Source organism: Indibacter alkaliphilus LW1, assembly GCF_000295935.2.
In the GTDB taxonomy this organism is placed as follows: Bacteria; Bacteroidota; Bacteroidia; order Cytophagales; family Cyclobacteriaceae; genus Indibacter; species Indibacter alkaliphilus.
Genome location: NZ_ALWO02000036.1, coordinates 205492 through 221152 on the forward strand (window position 1 = coordinate 205492; position 15661 = coordinate 221152).

Here is a 15661-nt window from a genome sequence, read left to right on the forward strand (position 1 = left end):
GTAAATGTCCTAAGTGCTTGGTTGATTTTGAAAATATAAAAGCAAATTATGAAAATTGGTCTGATCAAAGAAGGAAAAAACCCACCGGATAAGCGGGTTGCTTTTACACCTCAGCAGGTGATAGCCATTCAAAAAAAATTCCCCGGAGCTTTTGAGTTTTTTGTGCAATCGAGTCCTATCCGCTGCTATGCAGATGAGGAATACAGTAGCATGGGAATCCCTATAGTGGAAGACCTCAGCCACTGTGATTGGTTGCTGGGCATCAAGGAGGTTCCTATTGATCAGTTGATTCCTGATAAAAACTACCTGTTTTTTTCCCATACCATCAAGGAACAGGCCTATAACAGACCGCTTCTTCAGGCGATTTTGAACAAAAATATCAAACTCCTTGACTATGAAGTCCTCAAAAATGAGAAAGGGCAGAGAACCGTTGCTTTTGGACGCTGGGCCGGCATAGTTGGGGCATATAATGGCCTTTGGACCTATGGGAAAAAGTCAGGGCTTTTTGACCTCAAGCGTGCCCATGAATGCTTTGACCGTAAAGAGCTAGATCAGGAACTTGAAAAAGTTCAGCTTCCTCCCATCAAGATCGTAGTGACCGGAACAGGGCGTGTTGGAAAAGGAGTTTTGGAAGTGCTGGAAACAATTGACCTTCGTCAGGTAAGCCCACACGACCTCATTCATAATTATTATGACGAGGCTGTCTTTGCCGTTTTGGACAATGAGGACTATAACAGGCGGAAGACAGATGGGGGCTTTGATCAACAGGAGTTTTATTCTGAAGCCCAGAAGTATGAAAGTCATTTTCTCAAATATGCGGAAGTCTCTGATATTTTGATAGCTGCAGCTTATTGGGACAATAGGGCACCTAGACTTTTTACCAGAAAGGATATTGCTTCGGAAGATTTTAATATTTCCGTAATTGCCGATATTACCTGTGACATTGAAGGGTCAATTCCTACTACCATGAAACCCTCTACCATCGCAGATCCTGTTTATGATGTGGACAGGGAAAGTTTCGAAATGTTGCCTGCCTTTGGCAGACAAAGTAGCATTTCTGTAATGGCCATTGATAATCTGCCCACCGAACTGCCACGGAATGCTTCTGAGGAATTCGGGAGTCAATTGAGTGAACATTTTATCCCGGAATTGTTAAAAGAAGAGTCAAAGATCCTTGACCGGGCTACCATAACGAAGGAGGGAGATTTGACCATAGAGTTTATCTACCTGAAGGATTTTGTAGCAGGAAAATCCACAGATTGACCAAAAAGGAGAGCTCATAATTAGGCACTAATAATTCAACAAATGCCGTGATACTTCTCGGCACCATCGCGCCAAAAAAAGACACAAAATGAAAAACATCCAAAGGTATATAGAACAGACGGTGCTGAAGCCCCAGACCACTGACGCAGACATTGAAAACCTAGTTCAAGAAGCCAAAGAACATGGTTTTATAGGCATTTGTGTGCCTCCTTTTTGGGTCAAAAAAGCCAAACGTGAAATCGGGGGACATGACATCCAATTGGTAACTGTGGTTGGTTTTCCCTTGGGCTACAACATGACTGAAACCAAAGTTTTTGAAACAGAACAGGCTATCAAAAACGGGGCAGATGAAATTGATGTAGTATGGTCCACAACCTCTTTTAAGACAGGAATGAATTGGCCAAAGATAGAATTGGCTAAGCTGGCCACAGTCTGTCATGAACAGGAAAAAATTCTGAAAGTTATCATTGAGACAGCCTATCTCAGTGATGAGGAAATTATCGAAGCCTGTAAAATATGTGCCGATGCTGGTGTGGATTATGTCAAGACCTCCACAGGGTTTGCACCTGAGGGAGCTCAGATTCATCATATCAAGCTGATGCGGGAAAACCTACCTTCCAATGTAGGGATCAAAGCCAGCGGAGGAATCAAAAGTTATGCCCAGGCAGTCACCATGATTGAGGCTGGTGCTGACAGGATAGGAACCAGCTCGGGAGTCCAGATCGTGAAAGATTCAAAGATTTAAAATAAGGAGGTTTTGGCCTTCTATTTTTATTTGAGCTATCCTTCCGTTGTGGAGTGGCGTTTTCCTCAAAAAAGAAAGACATTGAAAAGTAAGTAGAGATCAACCCAGAAAGCTAGGGTTTGGTCACTACCCTTTCAATTTTTGTGCGGTTTTCATTCTGAGCTCCCATATGCCTAATGTCTCCATCTTTATTGAAATAAATGAGAAGAAAAGGAATAATAAAAAATGTCAGGATGATGTAAGCTAAGCCTACAAACCTGGTTCTAACAGATTCTCTTCCCAAATAAGTAGAAAGCTTGACAGGTATATTTCTGATTCCCGGAAATGGGAGGAAAAGCAATGCACCAAAGAAATTAAAAAGAAAGTGAACAATGGCAATACTGATGGCTGCTTCCGTTTTATAAATCGCAGCAATTGCAGCAGTAATGGTGGTACCAATATTGGCTCCTATGATAAAAGGGAAAGCTTTGACCAAAGAAACTTTTCTATTGGCCACCGCAGGTACCATCAATGAAGTAGTCACAGTACTGGATTGCACTGCTGCGGTAAAAAAAATGCCATACAAAAATGCTACAAATGGTTTTTGGAAAATATGCTTGTTGGCTTTGTTGTAGCTCGGAGACATAAAAACCCTGAATACTGATGTAGACAGGAACTTGATGGATGCAAAAACCAAAGCAATGGCCAAAATGAGAGATATTACCGGTTGTTGGAGAATTCCCACCAGCCAAAGTGTGACAGGCCTGGTAAACAGTACATTGTAAGTGTAGTCTTGATCATCCAAGGGCGAGAAATCAAAAAAAGTCTGGCTGAAATACACGGCCATATTACTCAAAAACCCAAAATATACTTCCAAAGGAAAGAGAATCAATACCGTGAGGATATTGAAAATGTCATGGAGTACTCCTGCAGAAAGGGCTTTTTTAAAATCGCTTTTTTTCATAATAAAAGAAAAAGCGACCAAGGTACTTGTAATCGTAGTTCCTATATTAGCACCCATGACCAAAGGAACCGCCTGGCCCAAGCTTAAAGTCCCTGCTGCCACTACAGCTACAATCATGGCTGTCACTGTCGAGCTGCTTTGAATCAGAGCTGTCATCAATAAGCCTATAAAAAGTCCAACAAAAGGATTGTTGGTGGCCTGAAAGAGCTGTTCAGCAAATTTGCTGTTCAATTGAATCATCGATACCGTCAATAAGTCTATTGACAGCATAAAAAGTACAAATGCAAAAAGCATTTTGAATAAAGTAATCACTCTATTGGTACCGGAACTTGATTCGATTACATCGTTCATTTATAGAAAAACCCCTGTCGGGGCCTCGGAAATCCTTAAATTTGACACAAAGTAAAAACAAGGATTACAAATAATGTGGCTTTTGATGTGAAGATTTTGTTAACATTAAAAAGTCATTTTGAAACTTAACCCAAATAATAAGAAATTATAGGCATTTTTGGGCTGGAATATTTCAATGTAAATTCTATATTAAGTTAATAATAACAATTCAGGGGCTAAAAGGACAAAACTTAACCGAAAACAAGGGTCTCTTAACAATTTCTTAACATAGAAGCCAAATAATCTTCTTTAAATTTGCACAGGATAAATCATCCTACATCTCCACCTTATGGCCAAACTTAAAGACCAGAACATTAACCAGGACGCTTTATCAAAAGTAGCCTATTCACTTTTTGATTTTACCAAAAAAGAAAAGTCCTTTCTTGTCATCATCTGTATTCTGGTTTCCATTGCCGGAGTCATTACAGAATATACTTACCTATCCATGTGGTTTGGTTTTGCCTTGGCGGCCTACTCTGCCATTGCCAATGACAGTATACAGACCATAGGAACATTCATAGCCTCCAATCACAATAGAAAATGGTATTGGCTTTGGCTTTTCATGGGTTTGATCTTTGTCGGAACGGTTACCTTCAGTTGGTTTACTTACAACGGTGATGTCAGTTACCAGAGGTTGCAGGTTCCAGGATTGGACAGAGCTCCTGACAATTTTGTCTTTCTTCAACTGGCTGCTCCTATTGTCTTATTGGTAATGACAAGGCTGAGAATGCCTGTATCCACTACTTTTCTTCTACTTAATGTATTCACTTACAAGGCCGGAACCATCGTAGATGTAGTGACCAAGAGTTTATTTGGCTATGTTTTGGCATTTTTCATTGCCATAGTGGTCTGGTTTGCCATGGAGCGTTTTGTCAAAAATTTCCTAAAAGGCACAGCAAATCCCTATTGGTACATTTTGCAATGGATCACCTCAGGAACCTTGTGGGCTGTATGGATCATGCAGGATGCAGCCAATATTGCTGTTTTCCTTCCGCGACAACTTGACGTTTGGGAGTTTGTAGGCTATGCAGGATTTGTTTTCTTCGGCTTGGGATTTTTATTTTATCTCAAAGGAGACAGAATACAAGGTATTGTCAATGAAAAGACCAAAGTAACAGATGTCAGGGCGGCTACCTTGGTAGATTTTGTATATGCCATCATCCTTTTCTACTTCAAAATGCTCAATAATATTCCAATGAGTACTACTTGGGTGTTTATTGGTCTCTTGGGAGGCAGGGAAGTAGCCATTGCCTTGGCTAAGTCCAAAAAGCTTTCCAAAAGAAAAGCTAGGATCTACAGAGCATATACCTTGGCAAGAAAAGACATCACCAAAGCGGGGATAGGGCTTTTAGTATCTCTGATACTTGCCCTGATCATCAACGAGGGCATCAGACAGGAAATCTGGGAACTGATCACCGGAGGAGCTTGATGAGAGCCATTTACGAGCACAGCTTTTGATCAAGGCTGTGTTTTTTAATTTTATGCTGTTTATGTTTGCAATATGGAAATGTATACAGATGCCTATTTTATGAATGAGGCACTCAAGCAGGCAAAAATAGCGTTCAAAGAAAATGAAATTCCGGTCGGAGCTGTGGTGGTCTGTAGAAATAAGGTCATAGCACGAGCTTATAATCAAACAGAAAGACTTACAGATGTGACAGCACATGCAGAAATGCTGGCCATTACTTCAGCAGCGAATGCGCTAGGTGCCAAATACCTTACAGAATGCAAACTCTATGTAACCTTGGAACCATGCAATATGTGCGCCGGGGCATTATTTTGGTCTCAAATAGGGGAAATCCATTTTGGTGCCACAGATCCAAAAAGAGGTTATTCAAATAATCCTGTTAACTTATTGCACCCTAAAACCAAAGTTTTTAAGGGTGTAATGGCTCAGGAAGCAAAAGATTTACTGGATTTATTCTTCAAAAAACTTAGAAATTGAATCCTTTTTGAAGAACTTAGAACCATTTGGAAAAAGAATTGGTTGATTAAACGTAAATTATTAACGCGAATTATTTAATGTTTCATCATAAACCCTTTTAAAAAATGGCTTTTGAACTACCAAAATTACCTTATGATTTTAATGCGCTAGAGCCGCATATTGACGCGAAAACCATGGAAATTCACCATGGAAAACACCACAACGGATACGTTACCAATCTGAATAATGCCATTGCAGGCACAGAATTGGAAGGAAAAAGCATCGAAGAATTAATGAAGTCTGCAGGTTCCAATAATGCAGTAAGAAACAACGGTGGTGGTCATTACAACCATAGCCTTTTCTGGACTATTCTTTCTCCAAATGGTGGAGGTACCCCTTCCGGGGATTTGGCTGCTGCAATTGATGCCAAGTTTGGTTCTTTTGACGCTTTCAAAGAAGAATTTGGAAAAGCTGCTGCCACTAGATTTGGATCAGGCTGGGCCTGGCTTTGTGTAGATGAAAGTAAAGAACTTTGTGTCTGCTCAACTCCAAACCAAGACAATCCATTGATGGACGTTGCCGAGAAAAAAGGAACTCCTATCTTGGGTCTTGATGTGTGGGAACACGCCTATTACCTGAACTATCAAAACAGAAGACCGGATTATGTCTCTGCCTTCTGGAGCCTTGTCAATTGGGATGAGGCAAGCAAGCGTTACGCTGCTGCTAAGTAAGTATTAAATCAATATAGAAAAGGAAACCCTGAAGTTTAGACTTCAGGGTTTTTTTGTGGACTATTGGCTCTAATCGTCTTTATTGTATCCCAAGCGAACGATAAAAGTGTTCATTTTTGAAACAGTCTTGTTTCTAGATAAAAACATAACCAATTGATTTTAAGTGTTTTAAAATATTTTTTACTGAATGGCATTGAAATTTCAATAGGTCTGGCACAATGAAATGAAAACTAAACCAACATCATGAAAACTTCAACCCAGATTTTTGCAGCACTATTTTTCTTCTTTTTAGGCATAAGCAATTTGGCAGCAAAAGAACTTAGCCGGATCAGTGGAGAAATAAAGGATGAAAATGGCTTGGCACTTCCTTTTGCCAATGTGGCCATATTTGAGGCAGAAACAGAAAAACTGCTTACAGGAACCGTTACAGATGATCAAGGTAAATTTTTGATTGAATCTTCCAAGTCAGGAAAAGTTCAGCTTGTTGTCTCTTCTATTGGGTTTGAAACCTACAGATCCGAAGCATTCGAACTTCAGCCTGGAATGAACAAACAATTTGGAAGTATCAGCATCAAGGAAGAGGCTGGTAATTTATCTGAAGTAACAGTCAGGGCAACAAGGCCTGAGATCACCATTGAAGCAGATAAAACGACCGTGAATGTGGAAGGAACTGTAATGGCAGAAGGTAATACTGCTTTGGATGTGATCGCCAGGTCTCCCGGAATATATGTAGACCAAGACAACAATATCAACCTGAATGGCAGACCAGGAGTCACTGTCATGATCAATGACAGACAGACCTATATGAGCTCTAATGACTTGGCCAATTTTCTAAGATCCATGCCTGCTGAGAATATCAAAAGTATTGAGATCATCAACAGTCCGACTTCAAGGTTTGATGCAGAGGGTGGGGCAGGAATCGTGAATATCAAACTCAAGAAAAACAACATTGACGGCGTGTTTGGCAATGTATCGGCAGGAGGAATGTACAATGGGATTTTCAGCCCCAATACCGGAGTAAGCTTAAATGTGAAAAAAGGTAAGTGGACCAATACTGCAAGCTTAAATTATAATCAGTTTAACTTCAAAAATGAACTGGATATCACCAGGAATTTCGAGCTTGAAGAAGGTATTTCCAATTTTGCTCAAAAGAGCCCTATTACAATGTACAATGAAAGTATGTTCTTTCAGGGAGGGTCTGATTATGAAATCAATGACAAGCATAGTGTAGGTATGAGTGTTCAAGCCTCCAGAAGAAATGAAGAACACATCGGGAATTCCCTGACTGAAATTACAAACCCGGCTTCGGATGATCTTTGGTTTATCAGATCAGACAATGAGACATTATCGAACAACAAGAGGGTTTTTGGTAACCTGCACTATGTAGGCTTGTTGGACTCTATGGGTACGAGGCTTTCAGCTGATGTAGATTTCACCAGAATGATTCAGGACAGTGAATCCTTACTGACCAACAGCAATTGGGTAAATGACAATGAGGATCAGGCCACAGGTGATTTTATCAAAACCCTAAACGATATGGATTATAGCATTTTCACGGCAAAAGTGGATTTTGTAAAACCCTTCGGAAAAGGAAGGGTCTTTGAAACAGGCTTAAAAGGAAGTTGGGTAAATTCTGATAATAACCTTGACTTAAGCCGTGCTGCAGCAGAGGGTCCATTTATACCTGACCCAAACAGCAATAGGTTTATCTACGAGGAAAATGTCTTGGCAGCTTATGCTTCCTATAAAAGTAGTATTTCTGAAAAAGTAAGTTTCAACGCAGGATTAAGAGCAGAACACTCTGACATTACTGGCACATCGGTGACCTTGGACCAAGTAAATAAACAAAGATACTTGGATTTCTTCCCTAGCCTTTTTGTACAGCAAAAAGTCAGCAAGGAATACCAAATCAATTACAGCGCAAATAGAAGGATTACCAGGCCAAATTACAGGTTGTTGAACCCATTTGTCTTCTACATTGATCCGCTGACAACTGAACAAGGTAATCCCAACCTGAGACCACAATACGCGCACAACTTTGAAATGAATCATGTCCTAAAAGGAGCGTATCAGTTTTCCATGGGCTATTCTGTGACTACAGATGTGTTCCAACAAATCTTTACCCAAGATGAAGAAAGCAGAACTACGACCACCTTTACGGACAACTTGGACAGGGCACAAAACTGGAACTTCAGAGCAATGGTTCCTGTAGAGATCAGGCCTTGGTGGAATACGAGCAATATGCTTCAGGTCACCCGTTCCCAGTGGAAGTCTTTGATAGGGGATGATCTTTTGGATGTGGCGCAGACCAACGTAACAATGAGAACCCAGCATACCTTCACACTTCCATTTGGAGTTAAGGCGGAGTTGATGGGAATCTATGTAGGGCCGGCGCAGTACGGTCAAGCGACTATCAAAGGATTCGGTTGGGTAGATTTAGGCTTTACCAAACCACTGATGAATGAAAAATTGACTTTAACAGTAAATGGTACTGACCTTTTCAGAACTCAAGTGATCAATGCCAACGTTCAATTTGCCAATATCGATACCCAATTCAGGCAGTATCGAAACACCCAAGGTGTAAGGCTGACACTGCGCTACAAGTTTGCCCAAGGTGAAAGCTTCAGAGTATCCAATAGGAGCGGAAGCACCGAGGAAAGAAGCAGGCTGGATTAATTTCCCAAATCTGGTATTAAATTAGGCCGGCTAAGAATTCAACATCAGAAAAGAAGCTCCGATTGACAGAGCTTCTTTTGTTTTTTTACATCTTCTGTAAATGCTTATGTACTTGGGGATTAATATCGTTTACACCTTAAATTTTAAATAAGAGGATTGTTTTTCATGCGGTACAAAGTTTTGCGTGTACATCCATTAGCAGATTAGAAGCACTTTCCTGTCCTTTTAGCATAAAGTTTCTGAGAAGCACAAGCCTTCGATTTACCACTTCACCTGCTATTGCCAAATACACGCTTTGTGTGCCCATCATGGGCATCTGGTATCGAAGACACCAAATTATTTCAGAGAAGGTGAAATGCCTGTACCATCGAATGACAGAATCACTGGCAGGAAAGTTGGTAAAACCCGAAACCGTTTTAGGTCGGTGCCGCAATGATCAGTTTAAGAAATAAAAAGCCCCTGATTGCTCAGAGGCTTATTTGAGTGTAAATATTTTGCCTTCTTGGCAAAACCCATTATTTAAGAAAATGGATAACTTCCCTTTTCAATCATATAATCCGCAATTTGCCTTCTCAGCTCCTTAGTGTTGACGAGGTCTGATTTGGTCCAACGCTTCAAGCCCATCAACATCACCTTTTGCTCATCACCTTTGGTGAAAGATGCAATTGCTTCTTTGGCAGCAGTCTGGATTTTTTCTATTGCTTCAAACAAGTAAACCTGTGACATGGCAATTTGCTGCTTGCAGGCTTCTTCTCCCTTCAAAGAAACAAGCTTCTCTGTTCTCAAAATAGCTGACTCAGCAGCATAGATCTCAATCATCACATCTGCAAGGCTCATCATCACTTCTTGTTCGCTTTCTATCTTATCCTGTAAAGCCATTGCTGCCTTACCCCCTACCATCAGAAATACTTTCTTCAGCTTTTTGATCACATCTTTTTCTGAAGCAAATAACTCGGAAGTATCAATCGTTTCAAAACTCGGTACTGCAGTGAGTTCATTGCCTACGGCCATGGCTGGTTCAAAAAGGTTGATTTCTCCCTTCATAGCCCGCTTGAGCAACATGCCTACCATCAACATTCTGTTGATTTCATTGGTCCCTTCATAGATTCGGGAAATACGGGCATCTCTGTAGGCCCTTTCCATCGGTGCATCAGCAGAATAGCCCATACCACCATAGACCTGTACCCCTTGATCTACCACATAATCCAAAACTTCAGATCCATGGACCTTGGCTATAGCTGCTTCTATGGCAAACTGCTCCAAAGCCTTCAATTTGGCTTCGGTATCTTCCATGCCTTCTGCAGCAAGTGCGGCCATTCGGTCTTCTATATCCTGTCCGGCCCTGTAGCACAAGGCTTCACAAGCGTAAGTTCTGATGGCCATCTCTGCTAATTTTTGCTTGATCGCCCCAAAAGTATTGATAGATACACCAAACTGCTTTCTTTCTGAAGAATACTTGATGGCATAGGAAGCCACTGTTCGACAGCCCCCCAAAACTCCTGCACCCAATTTAATCCTGCCGATATTGAGAATATTCACGGCAATCTTAAATCCATTTCCTCTTTCTGAAAGCAGGTTCTCAGCCGGTACCTTACAGTCATTGAAGAAGACCTGACGGGTAGATGATCCTTTGATCCCCATCTTTTTTTCCTCTTCATTCATCGTTATCCCTCCGAAATCTTTTTCCACAATGAAGGCAGTAAGATTTTTGTCATCTTCAATTTTGGCGAAAACGATAAAAATATCAGCAAAACCCGCATTGGAAATCCACATTTTCTGCCCATTGATAATATAGTGTTTGCCATCCTCTGTAAGTACAGCTTTGGTTTTACCACTATTGGCATCAGAACCTGCATCTGGCTCTGTCAGGCAATAACAGGCAGCCCATTCTCCTGTGGCCAATTTGGGAAGATACTTGGATTTTTGTGCCTCGTTACCGTAGTATAGAATAGGCAAAGTACCGATCCCTGTATGGGCACCGTAAGTCGTGGAAAAAGAGCCTGCACCTCCGATAATATCTGCTATCAGCATGGAAGTGTTGAAACTCATTCCCATTCCATTGAATTCTTCAGGAACAGAAATGCCCAATAGGCCTAATTCACCTGCTTTTTTGAATATAGAGGGAACAAGATCCGGGTTTTTCATACTGTCGATTTCCTCGATTTTCGGATGAATCTCTGTATCGATAAAATCCTGACAGGCCTGAGCCATCATTTTCTGTTCTTCGGAAAATTCCTCAAAAATGAAGATATCCTGGGCTGCGGTATCCTTGATTAGGAATTCACCCCCGTTGATTGATTGTTTTGTTATTGTATTCATAATTAGAGATTTTAGATTCAAGACGTAAGACATAAGAAAAGCCATAGCCCTACAAACAAGTCATTACATTTTTTCAAATTTTGTTATTAAAGCGTAAAGCATTTTCTGAATTTCAGTTAACTCGGCAGTTACTTCATGGAATAATTCATTTGCAACATATTCAAGGTCAAAAGCTACATACAATTGCGTTTCCAATTCACAAATTGATCCGTGAGCGATCCCTAAGAAATTTGCAAATTCACCATCTGTTCTTCTTCCAGCTCCTTCAGTAATATTTGAAGGAACAGAAACAGCACTTCTCCTTATTTGGGAAATAAGACCAAACCTTTCTTCTGCAGGAAAAAGTCGAGAAATCTTATAAACTTGAACTGTCAATTTGATTGCTCTTTTCCACACATTCAATTCTTTATAGTTGTGCATAGAATAAAACTTTTAGTTCTCTTAAAAGGTAATAGTCTACTTATCAGATCAATTGTAATCTAACATATTGGAAAAACGTAAGCGTTGGAAATAAACCAATCTTACGTCTAACGTCTAATGTCTTAAGTCTATTTTAGTAACTCAAACACTCCCGCTACGCCCTGACCTCCACCTACACAGGCAGTGACCATTCCGTATTTCTTATTTTGTTTGCGGAGTTCATTGAACAGCTGTACAGAGAGTTTGGCTCCGGTACATCCAAGTGGGTGGCCTAAGGCTACTGCTCCTCCATTGACATTGACTTTGTCTATATCCATATCTAAGGACTTGATCACTGACAAGGCCTGCGCCGCAAAGGCCTCATTGAGTTCAATCAGATCAATCTTATCCAGCGTCAATCCCGCTTGCTTCAAGGCTTTTGGTACTGCTTCTTTGGGACCAATACCCATAATACGTGGTTCTACACCTGCTACCGCATAGGACATCATCCGTGCAACAGGTTCGAGGTTAAGCTCCTTCACCAACCTTTCGGACATCACAACTACAAAAGCTGCCCCATCAGAAGTTTGAGAGGAATTCCCTGCTGTAACCTGTCCTCCCTGTCTAAAGGCTGGCCTTAGATTTGACAATGCCTCCATGCTGGTACCAGCGCGGGGACCTTCATCTGTATCTACTGTATATTTTCTGGTTTTTCTTTTTCCTTTTTCATCTAGATATGTTTCTTCTACCTCTACAGGAACAATTTCATCTTTGAACCTACCTTCTTTGATTGCTGCCAAAGCACGGTCATGAGACCTTACTGAAAACTGATCAGCATCTTCTCTGCTGATGTCATAGTCCTTTGCCAACTCTTCGGCAGTTAATCCCATACTCAGGTAATAATCCGGAGTTTGAGAAGCAATCTTCCAGTTGAGGGCTGTTTTGTAACCCATCATAGGGAGCAGAGACATGGATTCTGTCCCACCTGCAATGATGCAATCTGCCATGCCAGCTTTGATTTTGCCCACTGCCAAGGCAATAGCTTCAACGCCAGATCCACAATACCTATTGATGATAAAACCAGGATTGTCTACTCCCAAAGCTAATAGGGAAATCATCCTACCCATCTGCATGCCTTGTTCTGCCTCTGGAATGGCGTTACCTACAATGAGGTCATCTACCATTTTACTTTCCAGTCCAGGAGTATTGGCCAATAGGTGCTTGATCACATCTGCTGCCAAATCATCCGGGCGGTAAAAGCGAAAGCCTCCTTTTTTGGCCTTTCCTACCGCCGATCTATATCCGTTTACTATATATGCTTCCATTTGTGTGTTTTTGATTTGAGTTATTGTTTTATTTTAAAAGATTCATGAGGCAAGACTCAAGAACCGAGATTTTCTACAGGAAAATTCAAGGTTTGGAACTCAATATGGATTATTTTCAACAGTAGAAATGAATCCATTAATCATTCTTTGTACCTCGCTGATATCCGAATCAAGCTGATTGAATTTTTCTTCATCTAGTAATCCTGCTAGTTTGGCAATGATTGCTTGCGTTTCCAGTTCATAACTTTCACCCAAACTGATATCTAGGGGATTGATAAATGATTTTCAAGTACCCTCTGCAATCTTTGAAGGAATAGAAACACTGGCTCTTCTCATCTGAGATTTCATTCCAGATTTCTCTTCGGATGGAAATGACTTAGTTGTTTGATAAACATTTACAGCTAAATCAACAGGTTTTTTCCAAACATTTAAGTTTTTGAAATTATGATTGATTTTCATATCCTTCAAGTAAATTAATCTCTTGATTCTTACTTCTTGTCTATTGATTCTCAATGCTCTACCTTCTAATTCCTCAACGGCTTTCCTTTAAATAGAATACTGTGGATTCTCTCTAAGGTTTTTGGTTCTCCGGTAAGGCTGAGGAAGGCTTCTCTTTCTAGGTCCAAGAGATATTGCTCGCTGACTTCAGTGGCTGAGGAGAGGTCTCCTCCGGACATTACCCAAGCCAGTTTTCTGGCAATCTTTGCATCATGCTCAGATATATATTTTCCATATAGCATCCCTGTGATTCCAGCTTCAAACAAAGCGAGGGAGGTTTTGCCCAAAACTTTGATATTGGTTTGCTCTACAGGTTGCGAATAACCTGCTTCGTAAAGGGACAATACTTTAGCTTTGGCTTCCGCCAATTGTCTTTTTCTATTGAGCGTAATGCTGTCTTTGATTTGAAGGTATCCCAGGCCTCTAGCTTCTTCCGCTGAGGTAGAAACTTTAGCTGTTGCAATATTCATAAAGTACTCCTGCAGTCTATTCAGCTCAACATCTCCTTCTTTGACCTGATTAGAAAATCTCAAAGTCATTTCTTTGGTACCTCCTCCAGCAGGAATCAAACCTACACCGAATTCTACCAATCCCATATACAGTTCTGCATGGGCCTGAACAGCATCTGCATGCAAGGATAGTTCACATCCGCCTCCCAAGGCCATGTTGTGTGGTGCTACCACCACAGGGACAGAAGAGTATCTGGCACGCATCATGGTTTTTTGGAATCCTGCAATCATCAGGTTGATCTCATCAAACTCCTGATCACCTGCAAACATGAAAAGCATTGCCAAATTGGCCCCGGCTGAGAAATTCTGTCCTTCATTTCCTATAACCAGTCCTTTGTAAGACTTCTCAGCCATTGCAATAGCAGTGTTGATCCCTTCTATTACTTCCTGTCCCAGCGAATTCATCTTGGTATGGAATTCCAAACCGATCACATCATCTCCCAGATAGTAAATGGAAGAACCTGCATTGCCCCAAAGCTTTTTATCAGCTGCTTTTAAGGTCTCCAAAATGATAAAATCTTCTGCTCCTGGAATCGGCTTATAGGACTTGGATGGAATATCATAATACAAACGTTGACCAGCTTCTACTTTATAAAAACTTCCACTTCCATTTTTGATCATTTCATGAACCCATGGGGCTACTTTTTCTCCCGCAGCCTCCATTTTTTCCACAGTTTCTTTGACACCTAAAATGTCCCAGTTTTCGAAAGGGCCATATTCCCAACCAAAACCTGCGCAGACTGCTTGGTCTATTCTGTACAGCTCATCCGCTATCTCAGGGATACGGTGTGAACAGTATTTGAACAAATCGTAAAAAGTAGTCCGATAGAATTCTCCTGCCTTATCATCAAAATTGACCAAAAACTTGATTCTTTTTTTCAAATCATCAATCTCCTTGGATGCCTCCAGAGCTTTGAATTTTGGCTTTTCTACATCTTTGTATTCGAAAGTTTCAAAATCAATTTCCTTGAGTTCCTTGCGTCCGTCTTTATGACGGATCATTTTGAAATATCCCTGACCTGTCTTATCTCCCCACCATTTATTTTCATAGAGTTTTTCTACGATTTTTGGCAACTTAAATTTGTCTCTGGATTCATCATGCTCCAGTGTCTTGTAAAGGTTGTTGGCAACATTAACTGTGGTATCCAATCCCACTACATCCATGGTACGGAAAGTTGCTGATTTGGCCCGACCTATAATTGTTCCTGTCAATTTATCTACTTCAGAAACACCCAAGCCCATTTTTTCTATGGCATGCATTCCTGATATAATGGCATATACCCCGATTCTATTGGCAATAAAAGCAGGAGTATCTTTACAAAGCACTGTTTCCTTACCCAAAAACCTGTCTCCATAATCCATCAGAAAATCAATGATTCCAGGATCAGTTTTTGGACCTGGGATGACTTCCAATAATTTTAGATACCTGGGTGGGTTGAAAAAGTGAGTCCCTGCAAAATTGACCTGAAAATCTTCCGATCTTCCCTCACACATCAAATGCATAGGAATACCTGAGGTATTGGAAGTAATCAATGTACCAGGCTTTCTATATTTTTCTACTTTTTCAAAAAGCGATTGCTTGATTTCAAGCTTTTCTACGACCACTTCAATGGTCCAATCAAAATCTTTGATTTTGGGTAAATCATCATCAAAATTTCCGGTAGTAATCCTGCTAATAAAAGCTTTGTCATACAATGATGCCGGCTTTGCTTTCATTGTGCTTTCAAGAGCAGCATTTACAATCCTGTTTCGGACAGCTTTGTCTTCCAGGGAAAGCCCCTTTTTCTGTTCTTCATCATTCAGTTCTCTGGGTACTATATCAAGCAAAAGCACCTCTACACCAATATTGGCAAAGTGGCAGGCTATTCTTGATCCCATAACACCTGAACCTAAAATGGCTACTTTTTTAATGGTTCTTTTCATTTGTATGTAATTTGTT

Annotated in this window: 12 protein-coding genes and 1 pseudogene; 6 read left to right on the plus strand and 7 right to left on the minus strand. The window is 40.7% G+C overall.

The window, feature by feature from the left end; all coding sequences use genetic code 11:
• Positions 1–48: 48 nt before the first annotated feature.
• Both A33Q_RS12180 and deoC read left to right on the plus strand, forming a co-directional pair.
• Positions 49–1263, plus strand: a complete 1215-nt coding sequence (locus A33Q_RS12180) for an NAD(P)-dependent oxidoreductase (protein ID WP_009034967.1) — start codon at positions 49–51, stop codon at positions 1261–1263.
• 88 nt (positions 1264–1351) lie between these two features.
• On the plus strand, positions 1352–2008 hold the full coding sequence (gene deoC / locus A33Q_RS12185; protein ID WP_009034966.1) for a deoxyribose-phosphate aldolase: 657 nt from the start codon (positions 1352–1354) through the stop codon (positions 2006–2008).
• A 112-nt stretch (positions 2009–2120) separates the two neighbouring features.
• Here deoC and A33Q_RS12190 read toward each other — a convergent pair whose 3' ends face one another.
• Entirely contained in the window at positions 2121–3302 is a 1182-nt protein-coding gene (locus A33Q_RS12190) for a Na/Pi symporter (RefSeq protein WP_009034965.1), read from the minus strand.
• A 328-nt stretch (positions 3303–3630) separates the two neighbouring features.
• Here A33Q_RS12190 and A33Q_RS12195 point away from each other — a divergent pair, with 328 nt between their 5' ends.
• The 4 genes from A33Q_RS12195 (at position 3631) to A33Q_RS12210 (ending at position 8672) form a co-directional block, all read left to right on the plus strand.
• A complete protein-coding gene (locus A33Q_RS12195) occupies positions 3631–4770 on the plus strand; it encodes a hypothetical protein (protein WP_009034964.1) in 1140 nt (379 codons plus the stop codon).
• A 72-nt stretch (positions 4771–4842) separates the two neighbouring features.
• A complete protein-coding gene (locus A33Q_RS12200; RefSeq protein WP_040490420.1) occupies positions 4843–5286 on the plus strand; it encodes a nucleoside deaminase in 444 nt (147 codons plus the stop codon).
• Between the two features lie 104 nt (positions 5287–5390).
• Entirely contained in the window at positions 5391–5996 is a 606-nt protein-coding gene (locus tag A33Q_RS12205) for a superoxide dismutase (protein ID WP_009034962.1), read from the plus strand.
• Positions 5997–6239: 243 nt separating this feature from the next.
• Positions 6240–8672, plus strand: a complete 2433-nt coding sequence (locus A33Q_RS12210) for a TonB-dependent receptor domain-containing protein (RefSeq protein WP_009034961.1) — start codon at positions 6240–6242, stop codon at positions 8670–8672.
• Positions 8673–8835: 163 nt separating this feature from the next.
• On the opposite strand, the gene A33Q_RS21980 is transcribed toward A33Q_RS12210, so the two are convergent.
• The 6 genes and pseudogenes from A33Q_RS21980 to A33Q_RS12235 all read right to left on the minus strand — a co-directional run bounded on the left by A33Q_RS21980 (position 8836) and on the right by A33Q_RS12235 (position 15645).
• The gene (locus A33Q_RS21980; RefSeq protein WP_152527407.1) at positions 8836–9105 is read right to left on the minus strand and encodes a hypothetical protein; all 270 of its coding nucleotides are present in this window, start codon (positions 9103–9105) and stop codon (positions 8836–8838) included.
• A gap of 86 nt (positions 9106–9191) precedes the next feature.
• Positions 9192–10991, minus strand: coding sequence for an acyl-CoA dehydrogenase family protein (locus A33Q_RS12215; RefSeq protein WP_009034960.1), 1800 nt, complete (start codon positions 10989–10991; stop codon positions 9192–9194).
• A gap of 63 nt (positions 10992–11054) precedes the next feature.
• On the minus strand, positions 11055–11366 hold the full coding sequence (locus A33Q_RS12220; protein ID WP_407635784.1) for a four helix bundle protein: 312 nt from the start codon (positions 11364–11366) through the stop codon (positions 11055–11057).
• 173 nt (positions 11367–11539) lie between these two features.
• Positions 11540–12715 (minus strand): thiolase family protein, encoded by a 1176-nt coding sequence (locus A33Q_RS12225; RefSeq protein WP_016255193.1) that lies wholly within the window; start codon positions 12713–12715, stop codon positions 11540–11542.
• A 99-nt stretch (positions 12716–12814) separates the two neighbouring features.
• A pseudogene (locus tag A33Q_RS12230) lies at positions 12815–13174 on the minus strand (four helix bundle protein).
• A gap of 65 nt (positions 13175–13239) precedes the next feature.
• The gene (locus A33Q_RS12235) at positions 13240–15645 is read right to left on the minus strand and encodes a 3-hydroxyacyl-CoA dehydrogenase/enoyl-CoA hydratase family protein (RefSeq protein ID WP_009034955.1); all 2406 of its coding nucleotides are present in this window, start codon (positions 15643–15645) and stop codon (positions 13240–13242) included.
• Positions 15646–15661: the final 16 nt, after the last annotated feature.

Coding starts and splice junctions, on each gene's coding strand:
- A33Q_RS12195 (WP_009034964.1), top strand. CDS start 3,631: ATGGCCAAACTTAAAGACCAGAACATTAACCAGGACGCTTTATCAAAA.
- A33Q_RS12205 (WP_009034962.1), top strand. CDS start 5,391: ATGGCTTTTGAACTACCAAAATTACCTTATGATTTTAATGCGCTAGAG.
- A33Q_RS12180 (WP_009034967.1), top strand. CDS start 49: ATGAAAATTGGTCTGATCAAAGAAGGAAAAAACCCACCGGATAAGCGG.
- A33Q_RS12225 (WP_016255193.1), bottom strand. CDS start 12,715: ATGGAAGCATATATAGTAAACGGATATAGATCGGCGGTAGGAAAGGCC.
- A33Q_RS12235 (WP_009034955.1), bottom strand. CDS start 15,645: ATGAAAAGAACCATTAAAAAAGTAGCCATTTTAGGTTCAGGTGTTATG.
- A33Q_RS12190 (WP_009034965.1), bottom strand. CDS start 3,302: ATGAACGATGTAATCGAATCAAGTTCCGGTACCAATAGAGTGATTACT.
- A33Q_RS12210 (WP_009034961.1), top strand. CDS start 6,240: ATGAAAACTTCAACCCAGATTTTTGCAGCACTATTTTTCTTCTTTTTA.
- A33Q_RS12215 (WP_009034960.1), bottom strand. CDS start 10,991: ATGAATACAATAACAAAACAATCAATCAACGGGGGTGAATTCCTAATC.
- deoC (WP_009034966.1), top strand. CDS start 1,352: ATGAAAAACATCCAAAGGTATATAGAACAGACGGTGCTGAAGCCCCAG.
- A33Q_RS12200 (WP_040490420.1), top strand. CDS start 4,843: ATGGAAATGTATACAGATGCCTATTTTATGAATGAGGCACTCAAGCAG.